The following is a 20085-nucleotide window of genomic DNA, read 5'->3' as shown; positions in this document are numbered from 1 at the left end:
GGGGGGGGGTGGGTTGGGTGAGAGCCTCATCAAAACCCCCGACCTCCCCCCCACCCCCCTCCTCATACCCGGGGGCTAGCCCACACCCCCCCCCCCCTCCCCCCCCCCCCCCGAGACCGCCTATTCCTATCTCATGAACGAGGTGCGCGTCGGTCCGGACGACCGCTCGCTCACCTTGCTGACGGCACTCAGCCGAGGTAGTCGCGCCAGGGGCCGGTGATCGCGAGCGTGATGCCCGGCGTCTGGATGTTGACGAAGAGCACCTTGCCGTCGGCGGAGAACGTCGGGCCGGTGAACTCGGAGTCGTTCAGCATGTTCCGGGCGATGGCGTACGTCGGTCCGCCCGGCGTCGCGCTGAGGACGTGGCTGGCGGCGTTGCCGTCCTCGGCGAGGATCAGCGAACCCCACGGGGTGACGGTGACGTTGTCCGGGCCGTCGAAGTTGAGGTCCTGGTACTTCGACTGAAGCGAGAGCGCGGCGGCGTTCTCCGGGAAGTAGGTGACCAGTTGGATGGTCCGGGCGTCGTAGTTGTAGAACCAGACCATGCCGTCGTGCGGCACGGCGTCGGCCGGCAGGTCGGCGGTGCCGCCCTCGGCGAACGAGTTCACGACGTACACGCCCTCGCTGGTGCCGTAGACGCCCTCGAACTTCTTGCCGCGGGTGATCTGGCCGTCGGTGAACTGCTTGCGGACCGACACCGTGGCGCCGTCGCGGTCGGGCACCGGCACCCACGTGGTCCGGAACGGCCGGAGCAGCTGGGCCGAGGTCAGGTAGGCGACGTCCGGGATCGGCTTGCCGTCGTCACCGAGGATGGCCAGCGCCTCGAGCGTGCCGAAGTCCTTGTCCTGCAGGTCCTTCCAGCTGCGCGAGCTGAGCTTGTAGCCGCGCGGCGCGGACCAGCGGTAGAAGGTCCCGTTCGGGCCGGAGGCGTCCTCGGACAGGTAGATGTGGGTGCGGTCCTCGTCGATCGCCAGGGCCTCGTGCGCGTACCGGCCGAGGGCCTTCAGCGGCACCGGGTGCGCGGTCTTGCCGTCGGCCCAGACCTCGAAGACGTAGCCGTGGTCCTTCAGCCGGGTGGTGCCGTTGGCCTTGTTCTCGGTCTCCTCGCACGTCATCCAGGTGCCCCACGGCGTCGGGCCGCCGGCGCAGTTGGTGAGCGTGCCGGAGATGCCGACCCACTCGCCGAGGTTGGCGCCGTCGCGGTCGACGGAGATGACCGTGCAGCCACCGGCCGCACCGACGCCGGTGTCGTAGACGGTGCCCTCGATCTGCGGTACGCCGAGCGGGTCGTTGGCGCCGATCTCGTGGTTCTGGATCAGCGTGTAGGTGTTGTGCCGGCTACCGGCGAAGACCGCGGTGCCGTCGTGCAGGGCCGGGGTCGGCTGACCGCTCGTGAGCTTGGTCTGGCCGGCCTGGGTGACGATCCGGTACTTGAACCCCGGCGGCAGCGCGAGCACGCCCTTCGGGTCGTCCAGCAGCGGCGGGAACGGGCGGTGCTCCGGGAACGGCCCGTGGTGCGCCGCGGGGGCGGCTTCGGCGAGGGACGGTACGGCGCCGACGGTGGCGAATCCGACTCCCGCGGCACCGGCCGCGGCACCCCGTAGGACGGAACGACGTGCAACAGACATGAAAGCTCCTTGGTGCGTGTGGTGAGCTTGATCCTTCACGGGGAGGGCGGACACTCGGCAAACAGCACCTGAACAACTGTCTGGTAACCAGGGTGCAACGAACGCCCGGCGTACGGCGTCTACTGTGGGAGGTGATCGTGATGCGCAGAGTAAGCGTGCTGGCCGTGGCGGCGACCGTCCTTCTGGTTGCGTGCGGCAATGAATCCGGAGCCGGAGGGGAACCGTCGATGACGCCCACGAGCAGTAACTCAGCATCGCCCGATCCGACGACCCCGCCGACGCTGCCGGCGGATCCGGTCGAGCAGGCCAAGGCCGACCTGGCCGCCCATCTGCGCGTCGATCCGGCGCAAGTGACGGTGGTCAGCACGGCCGAGGTCACCTGGCGCGATGGCAGCCTCGGCTGTCCGGAGCCCGGCATGTTCTACACCCAGGCCCTGATCCCGGGGATCCGCACGATCCTCGAGGTGGCCGGCAAGCAGTACCACTACCACTCCGGCACCGGCCGCCCGCCGTTCCTTTGCGAGAACCCTCAGCCTCCGGCCGGCGGCTGATCCTCGATCGGCTCGGTGCTCCCCGGCCCGCCGAGAATCGGCCGGAGCCGGCGCAGGGCCTGGTTGGTGAACAGCCCGGAAAGCGCGCCCATCGTGACGAGGACGGTCACGCCCGCGGTCGACGTGGTCTCGTCGCCGATGCTGATCAGTCCGGTGTTGACGGCCACCACCACGACCGCTCCCAGCAGTCCGGCCCACACCGGGAACAGCACGTACCACCAGACCTGGCCACTGCGGAGCCGGTCGTACCGGGCGTACTGGGCGAATGCGAGTCCCTGCTGCACGACACTGCCGACCGCACCGGCGGCCGCGCCGACGATGAGCAGGCTCATGTTCAACGTGACCGGGATGTCCAGCCCCCACCAGCTCAGCTGCCGTGTCGCGACCGTCCCCGTGGGCGCGGCGTCCTGGGCGGCGACCAGCTGTTCGGCCACGCCGTACGACGCGACCAGCCAGACGAATGCGATCAGACCCTCGAGGGCGTTGACCAATCCGGTGATCCGGCGCACCGCCGGCGTCATCGCGGACGCGGCGGGCTTGGCGCGACGTCGTACCTTGTCCGGCTTGGTGGGCCGGCTGCTGTCCGCGGCCTGCGCGGACGTCAGATCCATAGTGGCCACTGTGCATCTCCCCGAGAAAAGTTCCTGATGACTTCCGGAGTCGCCAGTACCGGTTTCAGATACGTCCGGAAATTTCTTGGAAGCGGGGTGTATCACCGTCCGCCGTCACGGACTCCGCACAAATGGGGGGATGCCTCCGAGTCGCCCAGGGGGGAGAGCGACGGGAGGCGCTGCAGGGGAGGGCTGACGTGGTGCGGGTGCTCGGTGGTCAGGCCGATAATCCGCACCGCGTCAGCGTGTTCAGTATCCCTTGAGTGAAGCCAGAGCGTCGCCCGCCCGCAGTACGGCGCCGACACCAGGCTCCGGCTGGGTCAGGGCAAATGCCAGCAATGCGTCGGACGCCTGCTTCGCGTTCTCGCCCGTCACCGACATCCGCCCGGCGATCAGTGCGGCGACCAGCGGTGTCGCGAACGACGTACCGCTCCAGCGCGCCATGCCGATGAACTCGCGCAGCTGGCCGGTGTTCGGTGGTTCGGTGCATTCGTAGGTGCCGGTGAGGAAGGCGTTGACCAGGTTCTCGCCCGGTGCGTAGACGTCGACCCAGCCACCGAAGTTGCTGAACGACGCCCGGTCCCGCCCGTTGTCGGCCAACGCGCCGACGCCGACCGTCTCGGGGAAGGCCGCCGGCCAGAAGTAGTCCCGGGTGCCCTCGTTGCCGGCCGCGGCGACCAGGGCCAGGCCGTTGACGCGATTCAGCCGGGTCTTGATGAACACGTCCAGACCGAGCGCCGGCAGGTTGAAGCGCGTCCGGGTGCCGGCCGACAAGCTGATGATGTCCGGCGCCTCGGCGAGCACCTCGTCGAGTGCCTGGGCGAGATCGAACTCCCACATCGCTCCGGCGGTGGTGAAATAGCGCTTCACCACGACTTCGACATTGCGGGCGAGCGCCCGCATCACTCCGGCGATGAACGTGCCGTGACCGGCGTACGGCCGGATCCGCCCGGCCGGGTCGAAGGCGTTCTCCGGGTCTCCGGTCACCCCGGTCAGCCAGTACGCGCCTGGTGCGTCGGACCAGCCGACGTCCAGGACGACGACCTTCACGCCGCGCCCGTCGGCCGCACCGGCGGACAGGAACGGAGTCGGCAGCGCCGGGTCCGGCGGAATGCCGGGCGCGACCTCTTCGGGCTCGGTCGCGGGACACGGGCTGACGCTGGGAGTTACGTAGAACATGTGCTCCGGTGTGACCACGCCGCGGCCGAGCCGCAGATCGGCGTACTTCAGGAACCGGATGGTGACCGACGGATCCTCAGGTGCGTTCGGCGGCACCTTGTCCGGGAGATGCAGCCGGGTGACTCCGCCGATTCCGTTGTCGGCCGGGCTGCCGCCACCGAAGAGCTCGACGACCCGGGCAAGGTCCTCATCGCGGACCAGGACGATCCCGGTGCGGTACATGTACTCGGCGCCCTCGGGCCGTTTCTCCCAGTCCTCCGGGAAGACCCCTACCTCGCGGCCGTAGGCCTCGAGGATCAGTCTGATCTGAGCGACGAACTTCCGCTCCGATGGCTCGTTCGTTTGATTTCCCCCGTTGCTGTTCCGCTGCTGGGCCATTTCCTGCCTTCCCCCTGGATCGAATGAATCGAATGAAATGGTGCAACCGGCCGTTATCATTTCAGAATGCCGACGCCCGCGGGGAGTGCCGACGTGGCGGTTGCGCCGGAATCTCTGCTGCCGCTCGCGCTGTCGCGCCCGCATGACGCGATCGCGGCGGCCCAGGTCCTGCTGTCGGGGGAACCAACGCCTGCTGCCGCATCTCTTGCGCACCAGGCGACGGCCATCGCGGTGCGTCAACTCGGCGATGTGACCGCGGCGATCCGGGAGCTGCGGATCGCGTTGCAGCTGGCCGAGCGATCCGGCCGGCCTGATCGTGAAGCCGATGTCTTAGCGACCCTCGGCGCGACTCTCGGCCGGGCCGGACGTAGCCGGGAGGGCCTGGCCAACCTCGGCCGTGCCGTCGACCTGAGCCGCGGTGCGTTGACCGGACGGGTGCTCGTGCGGCGAGCCGACGTACTGCTCATCTTGGGCCGGCACCGTGAGGCGCTGGACGATCTGCGGTCCGCGATCCCGCGCCTGCGGCGGTCCGGCGATCAGGTCTGGGAAGCGCGATCGCGCAACTATCGTGGCTTCGTCCAGCTCGCGCTCGGCGGGACCAAGCGGGCAGACGCCGACTTCGCTGTCGCCGAGCGGCTGTACGCCGCCACCGGCCAGGAGTTCGAGTACGCCGAAGCCCGCCAGAACAGGGGATTGGTCGCGTTCTCGCGCGGCGACCTGCCGACGGCGCTGGGGTATCTCGACGAGGCCGGCCGGCGGTTCGAGGCGGTCGGGGTGGTCTGGCCGGACCTCGCGATCGACCGCTGCGGCGTACTGCTGGCGGCCGGGCTCAGCACCGAAGCGCTGGCGGAGATGGATCAGGCCATCGTGCGGATGGAAGCCGAGGGTGCGCAGGCAACGAAACGCGGCGAGTTGTGGTTCGCGGCAGCGTCCGCGGCGCTGGCGACCGGCGACCTGCCTGCCGCGCGGGACCGCGCGGATCGGGCTCGGCGGCTGTTCTCCGCGCAACATCGCGAGTGGTGGGCGGTGCGCTCGTCGATGGTTCAACTGGAGGCCCGCTATCTGTCAGGTGAGAAGGGTCCGCGCTTGCTGCGGCGAGTGAGTGAAGTGGCCCGCCGGCTCGACGACCTCGGTGCCTCGGAGGCGTCGTCCGCGCACCTGCTGGCCGGCCGGCTGGCGCTGGCCGATGGCCGGGCGCGGACTGCGGATCGCCATCTGGAACTGGCCGGACGTCGAAGCAAGGACGCGCCACCGCTCGCCCGAAGCGCGGCCTGGCTCGGCAAGGCATTGCGGTCGGAGGCCCGTGCCGATGTCCGCGGCATGCTGACTGCTTGTGCTCGCGGCCTCGACGCACTCGATGAACATCGGCTGACGATGGGTGCCACTGAGCTTCGCGCGTTGGCTACCGGTCACGGCGCCGAGCTCGCGGAGCTCGCGCTGCGCGACGCACTGCGGCGGGACGACGCGAGCAGCTTGCTGGTCTGGGGCGAGCGGTGGCGAGCCACTGCGCTCACTGTTCCGCCGGTGCGTCCGTCGGATGACGAGCAACTGGTCGGCGATCTGGCTGCGCTGCGAGACGTCGTACGGCGCCTCGACGCGCAGCGTGACGTGGCGTTGGAACGCGAACGGCGGCGACTCGAGAAGGCTGTCCGTGAGCGGGCACTGCGGGCTCAGGGGCAGCCGTTGAGTGGGTCGACGACTCGATTCGATATCGAGGAATTGGTCGGCGCGCTGCGGGAGACCGTCCTGATCGAGTTGATCGAGGTCGACGACGTACTGCATGCCGTTGTGGTCCGGGACGGGACGATCAGCCGGCACACCGTCGGGCCGATCGCCACGGCCGCGGTCGAGGTCGAGCGGTCGCGATTCCGGTTGCGGTGGCTGGCCCACGGCCGGTCGCAGCGTGGTCCCTCGCTCGATGTGCTCGGTTCACGGCTCGGTGAGGCGATCCTCGGACCCGCGCAGCACCTGCTCGATGATCGGCCGGTGGTGATGGTGCCGCCGGGCCGGCTCCAGGCCTTGCCGTGGGGACTACTGCCGTCGATGGCTGACCGACCGGTGAACGTGGTGCCGTCGGCGGCGACCTGGTTGCGGGCGCGCCGGCTGCGACCGCCGTCCGATCGACGGGTGGTCCTGGTGCTCGGGCCTGGGCTGTCCGCAGGACGGGCCGAGGTGATGCGGCTGGCTCAGCGCTACCCGGAGGCGACCGTCCTGGCCAACGGCGATGCGACCGCGGAGAAGGTGTTGCACGCGCTGGACGGTGCGTGGATCGCGCACATCGCCGCGCACGGCACCTTCCGGTCCGACAGCCCGCTCTTCTCGTCGTTGCGGCTCGACGACGGGCCGCTGACCGTGTACGACTTCGAGCGGTTGCACCGAGCGCCGTACCGGCTGGTGCTGTCCAGTTGCGACTCCGGCTTGGCGAAGCCGGTCGGTGCTGATGAGCTGCTCGGGTTGAGCAGTAGCCTGATCCCGCTCGGTGCGGCCGGCATTCTCGCGAGCGTCGTACCGGTGAATGATCCGGCCACCGTTCCCTTGATGACGGCATTGCACGACAATCTGCAAGCCGGGCAGTCACTCGCAGCCGCGTTCGCCGGTGCCCGGACCGCGGCCGCCGACGACCCGGTGGCGGTGGCCGCGGGGCGTTCGTTCGTCGCATTGGGGGCTTGAGTTCATGTATCACCAGAGGCCGTACCGACTCCGTACAGGTGAACGGTCCGGCGTGGGAGGGAGATGACATGCGGGACGACCCGACTGTCGTCGACCTGGTCACCCGGGCCAGAGACGGCGACAAGGATGCCTGGGACGAGTTGGTGGAGCGGTACGCGCCACTCGTCTGGTCAGTGTGCCGCCGATACCGGCTGGCACAGGCCGACACCGACGACGTTGGGCAGAGCGTCTGGCTGCGGCTGATCGAACACCTGCCCGGCCTCCGCGAAGCAGCGGCCCTGCCGGGCTGGATCGCCACCACTACTCAGCGCGAGTGCTACCGGCTCCTGCGCGCATCGAGCCGGGTCGAGCCTGTCGATCCGGCCGAGTCGAACGATGTCGTCGAGCAGGCGGTCGCCGAGGAGGAAGTGCTCCGGCACGAACGCGGGCAGGTGATCCGGGCCGCGTTCCGTGAGTTGTCGGAGCGTTGCCAGGCATTGCTGAGGCTGCTCACCCGCGATCCACCGACGGCGTACGACGAGATCAGCCGGCTACTGCATATCCCTGTCGGCAGCATCGGCCCCAACCGGGCCCGGTGTCTGGACCGGTTGCGCCGTACACCCGCATTGGCGCTGCTGGTCGCCGGGGGACCTGACGACGAGACGAGGAGGTGAGCAGCGTGGTGGATCTCGACTGGACCGACGACGAGCTGCTGGACGCCTTGCGGGACGCACTGGTCACAAGCGAAGAGGTGCCGCAGGCCTTCGTCGAGGCCGGCAAGGCCGCGTTCGCGTGGCGCACGATCGACGCCGAGCTGGCCGCGCTCACCTACGACTCGGCCTGGGACGCGCCGGAACTGGTGGCGGTCCGTTCGGAGAGCGCGACCCTGAGATCGCTCACGTTCGCCTCCGACGGCTGGACGATCGAGCTCGAGCTGACGCCGGACGGCGTGCTCGGCCAGCTCGATCCGCCGGAGGCCGGCACGGTCAGCGCTCGCGGCGACGGCGGCAAGTTCGCCGAAGCCGAGATCGACGACCTCGGCTTCTTCGCTCTCCGCCCGGTCCCGACCGCGCCCTACCGCCTCGTCTGCACGACCAGCTCCGGCACGACCATCCTGACCGGCTGGGTCACGCCCTAGAACGGGTACGGCGCGATCTCGGAGCGGACGGTCAGCCACTGGACCTCGGTGAACGCTTCGATGTTCGCCTCGGCGCCACCGAAGCGGGCGCCGGTGCCTGAGCCACGGGTGCCGCCGAACGGCGCGTGGGCCTCGTCGCCGACGGTTTGCTCGTTGATGTGAACGATGCCGGCCGGCACCGCGTCGGCGACCGTCATGGCCAGGCCGACGTCGCCGAGGATGCCGAGCGACAGGCCGTACGGCGAATCCGCGGCAAGCTTGATCGCATCGTCGACCGAGCCGAACGAAACCACCGGGGCCACCGGTCCGAAGACCTCCTCGGCGTACGCCGGCATCTCCGGGGTCACCGATGACAAGACGGTCGGGCTGTAGAAGAGGTCCTCGAAGCGGCCGCCGGCGGCCAGGGTCGCGCCGGCACTGACGGTCCGGTTGACGAGGTCGTGGATCCGGTCGCGCTGCCCTGAGTCGATGACCGGGCCAAGGGCCACCTGCTCCGTGGCTGGGTTGCCGATCGGGAGGTTGGACGCCTTCTCCGCCAGCAGCGCGACGTAGTCGTCGTGCAGTGACTGATGGACGAGGTGGCGGCCGGTGGTCATGCAGATCTGGCCTTGATGGCCGAACGAGCCGAACGCGCCCGCGCTGGCAGCCTTCGGCAGGTCGGCGCCGGGGAGGACGACGAGCGCGCTGTTGCCGCCCAGTTCGAGATGCACTCGCTTGAGGTGTTCCGAGGCGGCTCGGCCGACGAGCCGGCCGGCTTTCGTTGAGCCAGTGAACGACACCACCGACACCTCGGGCGCGGTCACGACCGCTTCGCCGATGTCCGCTCCGCCGGGCAAGAGCGACAGCAGTCCATGCGGCAGCCCAGCCTCCTGGAAGATCCTGGCCAGGACGACGCCACCAGAGACCGCGGTCCGCGGATCCGGCTTCAGCAGTACGGCGTTCCCGAGCGCCAACGCCGGTGCGACGCTGCGGATCGACAGGATCAGCGGGAAGTTGAACGGCGCGATCACCGAGACGACCCCGACGGGCCGTCGGCGCGAGAACGACCAGTGCGGCTCATTCGATGGAAGTACGTGGCCCATCGGATGCGTCGGGAGCGCGGACGCCTCGAAGCATTCCGTCGCCGCGCCGTCCGTCTCCACCGCCGCCTTCAGCCGGATGGATCCGGCCTCGCGCACCAGCCAGTCCTGGATCTCATCGGCGTACTGCTCGAACAGCTGGCCGGCCCGGCGGAGCACCGCGGCGCGTTCAGCGGGGGCGGCGACCGCCCACTCGCGTTGCGCGGCCGCCGCTCGGGCAGACGCGCGTACGACGTCTTCCGGTGCGGCGAGCCCGATCGCGCCGAGGCGGTCGCCGGTCGCCGGTTCGACGACGGCTCGCACACCGGCCGACCCCGGGGTCCAGGAGTCCACGAAGATCTTTTCGGCCCACAGATCGGGCGAGAGCAGCACCATGTGTCGACGCTAGAAACAGCGAGCCTCGCCAGGACATCGGTCTTCCGCTGAGTGAAAGGCTCAAGCGGACGTTTGGCGGCCGGGCTGGTCGAGCTCGACGTGCGGACGGGACTGCCAGAGGGCCCACTCGGCACTGACGTCACCCGCGGTGCGCAGGAGCTGCGGAAGGTGATCGTGGAGGAGCTTCTCGGTGGAGGTCTCCGCGGCGTGCACGGTGACGTTCATGGCCGCGCGTACGGTTCCGGTGCCGTCGCGGACCGGCGCGGCCACCGAGCGGACTCCGGGGGCGAGCTCCTCGTCGGCCAGGGCCCAACCGCGAGCCCGGATCTCGGTGAGCTGATCGCGGAGTTGCTCCGCGCTCCGTCCGATGTACGGCGGCAGTCCGGCCCGGCTCGGTTGCGCGAGGACGTCGGCCAGCTCGTCGGGGGAGAGGGCGGCGAGCAAGACCTTCCCCTGTGAGGTCTGGGCGGCGGGGAAGCGGGTGCCGATGTCGACCCGGAGCGCGATGATCTTCGGCACGGACACCCGGGCGACGTACACGATGTCGGAGCCGTCGAGCTGGGCCATCGAGGACGACTCGCCGGTGCGGGTGACGAGCGCCTGGAGATGCGGTTTCGCGATGTCCCACAGTCCGAGGGAGCCGACGTACGCCATCCCGAGGGTCAGCACCTTCGGGGTGAGCTGGAAGGCGCCGTCGACGGTGCGGACGAAGCCGAGCTCCTGCAGCGTCAGGAGGAGCCGGCGCGCGGTCGGCCGGGCCAGACCGGCCGCGGTCGCGACTTCGCTGAGGGACATGGTCCGGTGGTCCGCGTCGAAGCAGGCCAGAACATCCAGGCCGCGCGCCAGTGACTCGACGAAGTCCGGGCCCGCGCCGCGTCCTGCCATCAGTTCCTACCTCCAACGCTCGTACGACGTAACGCCCGAGCCTACGACCCCGACTCGCCGAAGATGGTGCCGCGGGCCTCGCGGGTCGAGTCGGACTTGTACTCGGTGTACTGGTACGGGTTGTCGAGCACCTCACCCTTCGGCAGTTCCGGGTTCATCCCACTTCTCCAGGCCTCCTCGCCCAGTGACGCGCGAAGGTAGTCGACGGTCGCCTCGACACCGCGCCGCACGGCGGCCAGGTCGCAACCGACCAGCTGGTTGGCGAACTTCACCACGCGGCCGTCGACGATCACGGTGTGCACGTCACCGCGCTGGGCCTGGAAAGCCACGTGCCCGTAGGGATTGACGAGCGGGAACGACACCGGCGACGTGTCGTTCTTGATCAGTACGACGTCCGCCGTCTTCCCGGGTTCGAGACTGCCGAGGTCGTCCCGGCCGAGCGCCTTCGCGCCGCCGCGAGTGGCCCAGTCGACCACGTGCTCGGCGCGCAGATGGCTGTGCGTCACCGTGGCGCCCTTCATGTGCGCCTCGAGGTGCTCGCGGGCCCGGTCGGCGCCGAGCGTCGTCCGCATCGCGCTGAACAGGTCGCCGCTCCACCACACGCTGGTGTCCATCGACAGCGAGACCGGGATGCCGTGGCGGCGCACCTGCCAGGTGGGCGGGTAGCCCTGGCCGGCGCTCTGCTCGGACTCGGTCGAGACCGAGATCGATCCGCCGGTGGCCGCGATCCGCTGGTAGGAGTCGGTGTCGAGGGTCGCCGCGTGCACGTAGATGTTCTTCGGCGTCATGAAGCCGTTCTCGTGCATCAGCCGGATGCCGTCGTCGTTGGTCGCGCCCCACACGCCGGCATGCGTGGTCACGCCGAGGTCGAGCTCCCGCGCCACCTCGAAGGCTCCCCGCTCCGGGAAGGCCGGGTCGCCGGTGACGTCGAAGGCGAGCTGCAGCCCGAGGCTGGAGTCGTCCCGGAGCCGTTCCAGGAACGCGCGGACGGCCGGATCGGCGGACCACTCCCACGGCCCGGCCTGGATGTTGCCGTAGGCAAGGACGAAGCGGCCGGGGACGGCGCGCAGCGCGTCGACCGCCGCCTCCGCGTGGTCGACGCTCTGCAGCCCGTGCGACCAGTCGACCGTGGTGGTGACCCCGGCCTCGAGGGACTCCCAGGCCGACGTCAGGTTGCCGGCGTAGATGTCTTCCGGCCGGAACGTCTTGCCGTGCTCGAGGTAGTACCAGACGAAGTACTGCGTCAGCGTCCAGTCGGCGCCGTACGCGCGCATCGCGGTCTGCCACATGTGCCGATGCGTGTCGATCATGCCCGGCATCACGATGCCGCCGGTCGCGTCGATCTCCTGGGTGCCGTCGGGGACGTCGACCGCCCGTCCGACGGCCGCGATCTGATTGTCGACAATCAGCACGTCCCCGTCGGTGACGACCGTGTGGTCGTCGTCCATGGTCAGCACGGTCCCCCCGCGCAGCAGCACCGGCCGGCCCGCCACCAGCGTCTCGGCAGTGGTCATGATTCCCCTCCAGAAGAGTGCCCGGACATGCGTCCGTCTGACGGTCATCAGGGCGATACGGTCACTATCGAAGCGGCGGATCGCGCTGTCAAGGTCTCGCCGCAGGCGGTTGACACCGTCCGGATGGAGGTCTGAGACTGAGGCCGTCAGGGTTCTGCGGACAACTGTCCGTATTCGATCCAGGGAGGTCGCGTGACGGGTCCGCTGTCCGGATTGCTGGTCGCTGACTTCTCCCGGATCCTGGCCGGGCCGTATGCGACCATGCTGCTGGCCGACCTCGGTGCGGACGTGGTCAAGGTCGAGGCGCCGGGCGGTGACGACACCCGGTCCTGGCAACCACCGGTCCGCGACGGCATCTCGACGTACTACCTCGCGGTGAACCGGAACAAGCGGTCGATCGCGCTCGACCTGAAGGACGCCGACGACCGGGCGGCGGCCCAGGAGCTGGCCCGGCGTGCCGACGTCCTGGTGGAGAACTTCCGGCCGGGCGGGCTGACGCGGTTCGGGCTCGACTACGAGACCGTTGCCACTGGCAACCCAAAACTGATCTATGCCTCGATCAGCGGCTTCGGCTCCGGCCCGAAGGGCGCCGAGCTGCCCGGCTACGACCTGATCGTGCAGGCGATCTCCGGGCTGATGAGCCTGACCGGCTCCCCGGACGGTGAGCCGTTCCGGGCCGGCATCTCGGTCTTCGACGTGATGGCCGGCCTGCACGCCACGATCGGCGTGCTGTCCGCGCTGAACGCCCGGCACGAGACCGGACGTGGTCAGCACGTCGAGGTCAACCTGCTGTCGTCGGCGCTCTCCGGCCTGGTCAACCAGTCCAGCGCGTACGTCGCGGGCGGCGTCGTCCCGGTGCGGATGGGCAACAGCCATCCCAGTCTCTTCCCGTACGAGCCGTTGCCGTGCTCCGATGGCGAGCTGATCATCACGGCCGGGAACAACAACCAGTTCCGCCGGCTGACCGAGGTGCTCGGCGTACCGGAGCTGGCCGACGACCCGCGGTTCAACCGCAACGAGAAGCGCACCGCGAACCGCGAGGAACTGAGACCGCTGCTGGTGGAGAGGTTGGGGACCAGGACCCGGATGGAGTGGTTCCGCGACATCATCGCCGCGGGTGTGCCCTGCGGTCCGATCAACTCCATCGACGGCGGCGTGGCCTTCGCGGAGGACATCGGTCTGGATCCGGTCGTCACGGCCGGCACGATTCCGACCGTGCGGAACCCGATCACGTTCTCCGCCGGCGCGGCGTCGTACCGGCTGCCGCCGCCGGACCTGGACGAGCACGGCGCGGAGCTCCGGAGGTGGCTCAAGCAATGAGTTTTCCAACGTCCTTGGGTACGTCGACCGCCGACGAGATCCGCCTGCTCGGTCAGGACCTCACGGCCGACCTGATGGGCAAGGTCGGGTTCGGTGAGCTGGCCTTCTGGCTGGTCGCACTGCGGCGGCCGACTCCTGGTGAGACGCGCGTGTTCGAGGCGGTGCTGGTGGCGCTGGCCGATCACGGCTTCACGCCGACGGCGATCGCGGCTCGGCTGACGTATCTGTCGGCACCCGACTCGCTCCAAGGCGCGCTCGCGGCCGGTCTGCTCGGCGGGGGATCGCGCTTCCTCGGCGTGACCGAGGACTGCGGGATGTACCTGGACGAGGCCCTCCAAGGCCGGGATGTGCCCACCGATGATGCGGGCTGGGACGCACTCGCACTGGACGTCGTCACCGCGACCCGGGAGGCGAAGAAGTACGTCCCAGGCCTCGGGCATCCGGTGCACAAGGTGCAGGACCCGCGGACGCCGGTGCTGATCGGTATCGCCCGGGAGGAGGGGCTGGAAGGCCCGCATCTACGACTCTTCGAGGCGATCGGGCGAGTGCACGAGCAGGTCCTCGGCCGCAAGCTTCCGCTGAACGGCGCCGGCGTCTGCGGCGCCGCACTGGCGGACCTTGGGCTGCCGGTCGAGCTGCTGCGTGGGTTCGCCTTGCTGGCCAGGGCGGCCGGCCTGCTCGGGCAGATCGCCGAGGAACGCCGCCGGCCGATCGGCATGGACGCCTACCTGACCGTCGACCGCAACGCCGTGTACGTCGATCCCGCAACCTGAAGGAGCTGCAGATGGCCACAGTCGCGGCGGTGATCGCCTCGACCCATCACCCGTTCTACTACCGCGCGAGTACCGCCACCGGTGCCGACCGGCCGCCGTTCGCCGACGAGTGGGTGGCGAAGATCGAGGCGTTCCGGGAGACCCTCACCAAGGCCCGGCCGGACATCCTGGTGATGGTCGGCAGCGACCACTTCCATCAGCTGTGGCTCGACAACATGCCGCAGTTCCTGGTCGGCAAAGCGCCGTCCTTCGACGCCAACTGGTACAACGAGGAACGCGAGTTCGGGCTGCCGCGGATGACGCTGGCGGGGGAGGAGCGGCTGGCCGGGCACATCCTGCGCAACGGGCTGGACGCCGGCTTCGACCTTGCCTTCAGCAACGAGCTGCGGATCGACCACAGCATCACCTGCCCGATCATCACGCTCCGCCCCGAAGCGGACCTGCCGATCGTGCCGATCTACACCAACATCTTCGCGCCGCCGCTGCCCCGGCCGGGCCGGTTCGTCGAGCTCGGCAAGACGATCCGGCAGTTGGTCGAGTCGTGGCCGATCGACGCGCGGGTGGCGATCATCGGCACCGGGCACCTGTCGCTCGAGCTGGGCGGCCCGCGGCAGTTCGGTGCGCACGGGCCGGATCCGGAGTTCGATCGCAAGGCGGTGGACTGGATCGCGAGCGGTGATCTGGAGGGCTGCCTGGCCGAGGTGACGCTGGACAGCCTGCATCAGCCGGGCAACGCGACACACGGGTTCATGGACTTCATGCTGATGATGGGTGTCGCCGGGGCGGGTGCGAAGGCGGACCACGTCGACTCACTCGACCTCTTCCACACCATGGAGGCGTACTTCACCTGGTACCCGAACGGAGTGCCGGCATGAGCAAGTACCTCCTGAACAAGTTCCTCTACACAGTGGACCGCGACCCGGACCTGGTCGAGCGCTACCGCGAGGACGCCGCCGGCACCGTCAGCTGGTGGGAGGCGGAGATGGCGAACCAGATCCTCAACTGCCACACCGGAGAGCGCTCCACCTGGCTCAGCTTCACCGACGAAGAGCGTACGGCGCTGCGCGAGCAGGATCATGTGGCACTCTTCGGACTTGGTGCGCACCCGTTCCTCACGCTGACCTTGTTCATCGCGATGTTCGAGCGCGACCATGGACCGCTCGAGTACCAGCTGGCTTACGGTCGCGCACTGCAGCATCTGTCGCTGCCGTATCCCGATATCGCCACCTAAGGAGGCCGAGGTGCGCGCTGCCGTCCTGCACACCCATGGCGAACCACCGTCGCACGCTGATCACCCGGACCCGGTCGCCGCGGCGGGGATCTCCATCGTCCGCGTGACCGCTGCGCCCGTCGTACCGCTGGATCTGCTGTGTGCGTCCGGTACGTCGTACTTCGGTCAGCCGAAACTCCCTTATGTTCCAGGGGTTCAAGGGGTCGGCGTGGTCGAGCAGTCCGAGGTGGTGTCACCCGGGACGAAGGTGTTCTTCGCGACTTCGGCCGGGATGGCCGCGGGTGACGGCAGCTTCGCCGAGCGGTGCGCCGTACCCGATGCCGATCTGGTGGTGCTGGACACGCCGGTCCCGGATCCGGCGGTGGCCGCGCTGGGATTGTCCGCGGTGGCGGCTTGGATGTCGCTGACCTGGCGGGCCCAGCTCCGCGCGGGGGAGCAGGTGCTGGTGCTCGGTGGTGGCGGCGCGGTCGGCCAGGTTGCGATCGGCGCGGCCCGGGTCCTCGGTGCCGCGCGGGTCGTCGCACTGATCCGCTCGGACGCGGCTCGGGAGCGAGCACTGGCCGCGGGTGCCGACGAGGTGGTTGCCTTCAGCACCGATGTGGACGAGCTGACCACTCGCCTCGGCGCGGCGAATGTCGATGTGGTGATCGATCCGGTGTTCGGAGTGGCCGCGACGGCAGCCGCCCGGGTGCTGGCCGCCGGCGGGCGGCTGGTGAACATCGGCGGTTCCGGTGGCGATGCGGCGACGTTCTCCTCGTCGATTCTGCGCAGCCGTACGGCGAGCGTCCTCGGCTACACGAACAACGCCATCACCCCGGAGCAGCGCCGCGACGCCGTGACCGCCGTACTGCAGCACGCGGCCACCGGCGCGATCGCGGTCGCCCACGAGACTGTCACCCTCGCCGACATCGGTGCCGCCTGGCAGCGTCAAGCCACCGGCGAAACCAGCGGCCGTCTCGTTCTCACCATCTAGCCAAGCGCGGCGACGGCGTCGGCGATCTTGGTCCAGAAGGCTTCGCGGTCCAGCTCGACAGCCACCCGAGCGTTGGGTGCGCGACCGGTGTAGTTGAAGAGATCGACCACGGTTGCCCCCGCGGTCCATTCGCCCTGGGTCTCGATCACGACGTTCGCCTCGACGCAGCCGACGATCGCCGGATCGATGACCCGGGCGACGGCGACCGGATCGTGCAGAGGCGGCGCCTCGAACCCCCAGAGCCGCCGGTACGTCGAGGCGAAGAACGTCATCCACTCGACGCAGATCCCGGCCAGCGGCGTCCCGATCTGGTTGAAGTGCCCGAGGACATCGTCCGTCACCAGCGCCTGATGGGTGACGTTGAGCCCGCACATGGTGAACGGGACCCCCGACCGGAGAACCTGGTCGGCCGCCTCGGGATCGACGTACGCGTTGGCCTCCGCGAGCGGTGCGATGTTGCCGCGGTCCGTCGAGCCGCCCATCCACACGATCTCGGCGATCTTCGTGGTCAGCGACGGCTCCGCGGACAGCAGTCGGGCGATGTTCGTGAGTGCTCCGGTCGCCACGATGGTGACCGGCGTCGGGTGCTTCCGCAGTACGTCGACCAACACGTCGTGGGCCGCTGACGGCGACTCGGGCACCGACGGCTCGGTGTCGAACCGCGGGCCGTCGAGCCCGGTCTGCCCGTGGACGTCGTCGGCGATGCGCAACCGTCGTACCAACGGCCGGTCGGCACCTCTGGCGACCGGCACATCGGCCACGCCCGCCAGCGACATCACCCGCCGCGCGTTCACCGTGCACTTGTCGACCGTCTGATTGCCGGCAACCGTCGTGACCGCCAACAGCTCGACCGCAGGATCGGCGATCGCCAGCAACAACGCCATCGCATCGTCATGCCCCGGATCACAATCAAGCACCACTGGAGTGACCATGCGCCAGGGTACGACGGCCTGCCGGCCGCTCAGCTCTCGGCGGCGGCCTTCTTGTCCCAGCCGTGGAAGGACGAGTAGTCGCCGGCTTCCCAGGCCTCGCGCAGGCCGGGCTTGCTCAGATCCCAGTCGGGGCGGATCTCGCTGCTCGCCGCGCGGAGGTCCTGCCAGAGCTCGGCGATCGTCGGCCGGCCCCAGAACCAGTAGCCGTTGTAGATGCTGTGGACGACGAGCCCGGGCTTGAGCACCAGCGTGTGCGGGATCATCGGGTCGTTGTCCGGGTCGGTGTACTCCTGGATGTCCAGGTCGCGTTGCACGATCCGGCCTGGATCGGACAGGAACGGCCACTGCGCCCCGACCGACGCGCGGAACTCCTGCAGCGTGTGGTGCTCGTCGGTCGCGATCGTCACGATCTGCGTATAGGACACCGCGATCTTGGGGTAGAAGGCCGCGAGCTCCTGGTGCTGCTGGTGTTCCTTCGGGCAGTAATGCCCGCGGGCGAGCGTCAGGATCATCGGATCGTCGCCCTGCAACTCGCTGAGCCGGCGCGGTACGTCGGTGTGGTCGGGCAACTCGTAGTCCGGGAACCTGCCGCCCGGTGCGATGTCGGAACGCATGGTCAAGTCCTATGTTGGTTCCAGCCGCGTGTCCAGGGCACGCAGCCGTCACCCAGCGGAGCCGAGATATGAGTGATAAGGATCAGCCGCCGCAGGATCAGCCGACCTCCGGTCGGGGGGAAGGCGCCGATCGGGGCGAGCCGGCCGGCGGTCCGCAGCGCCCGCCGCACAAGCCGTGGCGGACGGAGGGGCTGCCGACTGGTCGTGGCGACGGCAACCGGCCGAAGCGGCCCCGGTGGTGGCGGTGGGCGGCCTGGATCGTCGGGGGTTACCTGGTCCTGTTCCTGCTGACCACGATGCAGGACCAGATGTCCGGCGGCGAGCAGACCATCGCGTACACCGATTTCACCGCCCAGGTGCAGAAGCAGAACGTCGCCGAGGTGTTCTCCCGTGGTGACACCATCGAGGGACGGTTGAAACAAGCCGCTCCGGTCCCGGGCAAGAGTGACTCGACGTACACGAAGTTCACCACCGAGCGACCGACGTTCGCCAACGACGATCTGTTCGGGGCGCTGCAGAAGGGTGGTGCGACGGTCCGGGCCACGCCGGTGGTCCAGCAGCGTGGAGTGCTCTGGAACCTGCTGATCTCGTTCGCGCCGATCCTGCTGCTGGTCGGTTTCTACTTCTGGCTGTTCCGGCGCCAGCGGGCGGCCGGCGGTGGTCTCGGCGGCCTGCTCGGCGGCGGCGGTCAGCAGAAGAAGCCGGTCGAACCCGGCAGTGTCCGGGTGACATTCGCCGACGTCGCCGGGATCGACGAGGTCGAGGCCGAGATCGAGGAGGTCGTCGACTACCTCAAGGATCCCGGCAAGTACCGGCGGCTCGGTGCGCGCGCTCCGAAGGGTGTGCTGCTGGCCGGAGCGCCCGGCACGGGCAAGACACTGCTGGCCCGCGCGACCGCCGGTGAGGCCGGCGTACCGTTCTTCTCGGCCAGCGCCTCGGAGTTCATCGAGATGATCGTCGGCGTCGGGGCGAGCCGGGTCCGGGAGCTGTTCGGCGAGGCCCGCAAGGTCGCGCCGGCGATCATCTTCATCGACGAGATCGACACGATCGGACGCGCCCGCGGCGGTGCCCGGTCGATCGGCGGGCACGACGAGGGCGAGCAGACGCTGAACCAGATCCTGACCGAGATGGACGGCTTCTCCGGCGCCGAGGGCGTCGTCGTCCTCGCTGCCACGAACCGTGCCGACGTTCTCGACCCGGCGCTGCTCCGGCCGGGCCGCTTCGACCGCACGATCACCGTGCACGCGCCGGACCAGAAGGGCCGCGAACAGATCCTCCGGGTGCACGCCCGCGGCAAGCCGCTCGCCGCGGACGCCGACCTCGGCGCGGTGTCCCGGGCTACGCCCGGCATGACCGGCGCCGATCTCGCCAACCTGCTGAACGAGGCCGCCCTGTCCGCAGCCCGGCAAGGGCAGTTGGAGATCCACCAGCGCGACCTGAGCGACGCGCTCGAGAAGATCCAGCTCGGTACGGCCCGCAACGTGGTGATGCCGGAGGAGGAGAGACGGCGTACTGCGTACCACGAAGGAGGACACGCAGTACTCGGCATGATCCAGGTCGGTGCGGACCCGGTGCGCAAGGTGTCGATCATCCCGCGCGGCCGGGCGCTCGGAGTCACGCTGTCCACGCCCGAGATGGATCGGTACGGGTACGACACGGAGTACCTGCGTGGCCGCATCATCGGCGCGCTCGGCGGGATGGCGGCCGAGCAGGAGGTGCTTGGCGTGGTCACCACCGGCGCCGAGAGCGACCTCGAGACCGCGACCCGGATCGCCCGCTCGATGGTCGGCCGCTGGGGGATGTCGGAGGCGATCGGCCCGGTCTCCGTCCTCCCACCCGAAGGCGACGCGCGGCTGGCGAATGTGTCCGACGAACTCCTCAACACCGTCGACGCAGAGGTACGTCGGCTCATCGAGCAGTGCTACGCCGAAGCCAGGCGCCTGCTCCGCGAGAACCGTGACCGCCTCGACTCCCTCGCCGAGCAACTGCTCGCCCACGAAACCCTCGACGAGGCCGACGCGTACGCCGCCGCCGGCATCTCCCACGACACCGCCCCGGCCACGGCCATGACGAACGCTGCGAGCCGGACGACCCCACCGGACGAGTCGGTCTCGTCCTAGCCGGGTTAGTTGGTGGTTTTCTGATTAGCCGAGGTGGCAGGCAATCGTTCACCTTCTGGTTGCCTGGGCGCCCCCGTGATCTGACAGAGTCCGGCCCGATCGCGCGTCCAGCGCGGTGGGGATCGGGGACTGTGA

General features: G+C 69.4%; 18 protein-coding genes. 10 read left to right on the top strand and 8 right to left on the bottom strand.

Annotated elements, in window-relative coordinates; all coding sequences use genetic code 11:
- Nucleotides 1–188: 188 nt before the first annotated feature.
- A complete protein-coding gene (locus ACZ3HV_RS22315; RefSeq protein ID WP_465686896.1) occupies nt 189–1628 on the bottom strand; it encodes an alkaline phosphatase PhoX in 1440 nt (479 codons plus the stop codon).
- Between the two features lie 131 nt (nt 1629–1759).
- Here ACZ3HV_RS22315 and ACZ3HV_RS22310 point away from each other — a divergent pair, with 131 nt between their 5' ends.
- On the top strand, nt 1760–2179 hold the full coding sequence (locus ACZ3HV_RS22310) for a hypothetical protein (RefSeq protein WP_465686895.1): 420 nt from the start codon (nt 1760–1762) through the stop codon (nt 2177–2179).
- Here ACZ3HV_RS22310 and ACZ3HV_RS22305 read toward each other — a convergent pair.
- Together ACZ3HV_RS22305 and ACZ3HV_RS22300 are read right to left on the bottom strand one after the other, a co-directional pair.
- Nucleotides 2158–2790, bottom strand: coding sequence for a hypothetical protein (locus ACZ3HV_RS22305; RefSeq protein ID WP_465686894.1), 633 nt, complete (start codon nt 2788–2790; stop codon nt 2158–2160). The genes ACZ3HV_RS22310 and ACZ3HV_RS22305 overlap by 22 nt on opposite strands.
- A gap of 249 nt (nt 2791–3039) precedes the next feature.
- Nucleotides 3040–4347, bottom strand: coding sequence for a S8 family peptidase (locus tag ACZ3HV_RS22300; protein WP_465686893.1), 1308 nt, complete (start codon nt 4345–4347; stop codon nt 3040–3042).
- Nucleotides 4348–4413: 66 nt separating this feature from the next.
- On the opposite strand from ACZ3HV_RS22300, the gene ACZ3HV_RS22295 reads away from it, so the two are divergent.
- The 3 genes from ACZ3HV_RS22295 to ACZ3HV_RS22285 all read left to right on the top strand — a co-directional run bounded on the left by ACZ3HV_RS22295 (nt 4414) and on the right by ACZ3HV_RS22285 (nt 8134).
- Complete coding sequence (locus tag ACZ3HV_RS22295; protein WP_465686892.1) at nt 4414–7017, top strand: CHAT domain-containing protein; 2604 nt, start codon at nt 4414–4416, stop codon at nt 7015–7017.
- 68 nt (nt 7018–7085) lie between these two features.
- On the top strand, nt 7086–7670 hold the full coding sequence (locus ACZ3HV_RS22290) for an RNA polymerase sigma factor (protein WP_465686891.1): 585 nt from the start codon (nt 7086–7088) through the stop codon (nt 7668–7670).
- Nucleotides 7667–8134 (top strand): hypothetical protein, encoded by a 468-nt coding sequence (locus tag ACZ3HV_RS22285; RefSeq protein WP_465686890.1) that lies wholly within the window; start codon nt 7667–7669, stop codon nt 8132–8134. The genes ACZ3HV_RS22290 and ACZ3HV_RS22285 overlap by 4 nt, the downstream gene beginning before the upstream one ends.
- Here ACZ3HV_RS22285 and ACZ3HV_RS22280 read toward each other — a convergent pair.
- From ACZ3HV_RS22280 to ACZ3HV_RS22270, 3 genes are read right to left on the bottom strand one after another with little or no spacing between them, the layout of a single operon-like run.
- Nucleotides 8131–9588, bottom strand: coding sequence for an aldehyde dehydrogenase family protein (locus ACZ3HV_RS22280; RefSeq protein WP_465686889.1), 1458 nt, complete (start codon nt 9586–9588; stop codon nt 8131–8133). The two genes, ACZ3HV_RS22285 and ACZ3HV_RS22280, sit on opposite strands and share 4 nt — an antisense overlap.
- Before the next feature lie 60 nt (nt 9589–9648).
- Nucleotides 9649–10473: an IclR family transcriptional regulator domain-containing protein gene (locus ACZ3HV_RS22275; RefSeq protein ID WP_465686888.1), complete on the bottom strand. Its 825-nt coding sequence runs from the start codon at nt 10471–10473 to the stop codon at nt 9649–9651.
- Between the two features lie 41 nt (nt 10474–10514).
- A complete protein-coding gene (locus ACZ3HV_RS22270; RefSeq protein WP_465686887.1) occupies nt 10515–11987 on the bottom strand; it encodes an amidohydrolase family protein in 1473 nt (490 codons plus the stop codon).
- A 192-nt stretch (nt 11988–12179) separates the two neighbouring features.
- On the opposite strand from ACZ3HV_RS22270, the gene ACZ3HV_RS22265 reads away from it, so the two are divergent.
- Genes ACZ3HV_RS22265 through ACZ3HV_RS22245 form a run of 5 tightly spaced genes read left to right on the top strand, consistent with a single transcriptional unit; the run spans nt 12180 to nt 16284 of the window.
- Entirely contained in the window at nt 12180–13307 is a 1128-nt protein-coding gene (locus ACZ3HV_RS22265) for a CaiB/BaiF CoA transferase family protein (protein ID WP_465686886.1), read from the top strand.
- On the top strand, nt 13304–14080 hold the full coding sequence (locus ACZ3HV_RS22260; RefSeq protein ID WP_465686885.1) for a citryl-CoA lyase: 777 nt from the start codon (nt 13304–13306) through the stop codon (nt 14078–14080). Before ACZ3HV_RS22265 ends, ACZ3HV_RS22260 begins: the two co-directional genes overlap by 4 nt.
- 11 nt (nt 14081–14091) lie before the next feature.
- Nucleotides 14092–14955, top strand: a complete 864-nt coding sequence (locus ACZ3HV_RS22255; RefSeq protein ID WP_465686884.1) for a DODA-type extradiol aromatic ring-opening family dioxygenase — start codon at nt 14092–14094, stop codon at nt 14953–14955.
- Nucleotides 14952–15311 (top strand): hypothetical protein, encoded by a 360-nt coding sequence (locus ACZ3HV_RS22250; RefSeq protein WP_360370094.1) that lies wholly within the window; start codon nt 14952–14954, stop codon nt 15309–15311. The genes ACZ3HV_RS22255 and ACZ3HV_RS22250 overlap by 4 nt, the downstream gene beginning before the upstream one ends.
- Before the next feature lie 10 nt (nt 15312–15321).
- Nucleotides 15322–16284 carry a zinc-binding dehydrogenase gene (locus ACZ3HV_RS22245; RefSeq protein ID WP_465686883.1) on the top strand — a complete coding sequence of 321 codons (963 nt, stop codon included), beginning with the start codon at nt 15322–15324 and terminating at the stop codon, nt 16282–16284.
- Here ACZ3HV_RS22245 and ACZ3HV_RS22240 read toward each other — a convergent pair.
- Together ACZ3HV_RS22240 and ACZ3HV_RS22235 are read right to left on the bottom strand one after the other, a co-directional pair.
- Nucleotides 16281–17216: a nucleoside hydrolase gene (locus tag ACZ3HV_RS22240; RefSeq protein WP_465686882.1), complete on the bottom strand. Its 936-nt coding sequence runs from the start codon at nt 17214–17216 to the stop codon at nt 16281–16283. The genes ACZ3HV_RS22245 and ACZ3HV_RS22240 overlap by 4 nt on opposite strands.
- Nucleotides 17217–17245: 29 nt before the next feature.
- Nucleotides 17246–17830, bottom strand: a complete 585-nt coding sequence (locus ACZ3HV_RS22235) for a redoxin domain-containing protein (RefSeq protein ID WP_465686881.1) — start codon at nt 17828–17830, stop codon at nt 17246–17248.
- 68 nt (nt 17831–17898) lie between these two features.
- Between ACZ3HV_RS22235 and ftsH the strand changes: the two genes are divergently transcribed.
- The gene (ftsH, locus tag ACZ3HV_RS22230; protein WP_465686880.1) at nt 17899–19950 is read left to right on the top strand and encodes an ATP-dependent zinc metalloprotease FtsH; all 2052 of its coding nucleotides are present in this window, start codon (nt 17899–17901) and stop codon (nt 19948–19950) included.
- Nucleotides 19951–20085 lie beyond the last annotated feature (135 nt).

The sequence above is a fragment of the Kribbella sp. NPDC020701 genome (assembly GCF_055562215.1).
Note: the sequence above shows the minus strand (reverse complement) of the source record. Positions and strands in the feature narration are given on the sequence as shown.

Bases quoted from the DNA above. Each gene is read 5' to 3' on its own strand.
- ACZ3HV_RS22315 (WP_465686896.1), bottom strand. From the start codon at position 1,628: ATGTCTGTTGCACGTCGTTCCGTCCTACGGGGTGCCGCGGCCGGTGCC.
- ACZ3HV_RS22305 (WP_465686894.1), bottom strand. From the start codon at position 2,790: ATGGATCTGACGTCCGCGCAGGCCGCGGACAGCAGCCGGCCCACCAAG.
- ACZ3HV_RS22300 (WP_465686893.1), bottom strand. From the start codon at position 4,347: ATGGCCCAGCAGCGGAACAGCAACGGGGGAAATCAAACGAACGAGCCA.
- ACZ3HV_RS22295 (WP_465686892.1), top strand. From the start codon at position 4,414: ATGCCGACGCCCGCGGGGAGTGCCGACGTGGCGGTTGCGCCGGAATCT.
- ACZ3HV_RS22290 (WP_465686891.1), top strand. From the start codon at position 7,086: ATGCGGGACGACCCGACTGTCGTCGACCTGGTCACCCGGGCCAGAGAC.
- ACZ3HV_RS22280 (WP_465686889.1), bottom strand. From the start codon at position 9,588: ATGGTGCTGCTCTCGCCCGATCTGTGGGCCGAAAAGATCTTCGTGGAC.
- ACZ3HV_RS22275 (WP_465686888.1), bottom strand. From the start codon at position 10,473: ATGGCAGGACGCGGCGCGGGCCCGGACTTCGTCGAGTCACTGGCGCGC.
- ACZ3HV_RS22270 (WP_465686887.1), bottom strand. From the start codon at position 11,987: ATGACCACTGCCGAGACGCTGGTGGCGGGCCGGCCGGTGCTGCTGCGC.
- ACZ3HV_RS22260 (WP_465686885.1), top strand. From the start codon at position 13,304: ATGAGTTTTCCAACGTCCTTGGGTACGTCGACCGCCGACGAGATCCGC.
- ACZ3HV_RS22255 (WP_465686884.1), top strand. From the start codon at position 14,092: ATGGCCACAGTCGCGGCGGTGATCGCCTCGACCCATCACCCGTTCTAC.
- ACZ3HV_RS22250 (WP_360370094.1), top strand. From the start codon at position 14,952: ATGAGCAAGTACCTCCTGAACAAGTTCCTCTACACAGTGGACCGCGAC.
- ACZ3HV_RS22240 (WP_465686882.1), bottom strand. From the start codon at position 17,216: ATGGTCACTCCAGTGGTGCTTGATTGTGATCCGGGGCATGACGATGCG.
- ACZ3HV_RS22235 (WP_465686881.1), bottom strand. From the start codon at position 17,830: ATGCGTTCCGACATCGCACCGGGCGGCAGGTTCCCGGACTACGAGTTG.
- ftsH (WP_465686880.1), top strand. From the start codon at position 17,899: ATGAGTGATAAGGATCAGCCGCCGCAGGATCAGCCGACCTCCGGTCGG.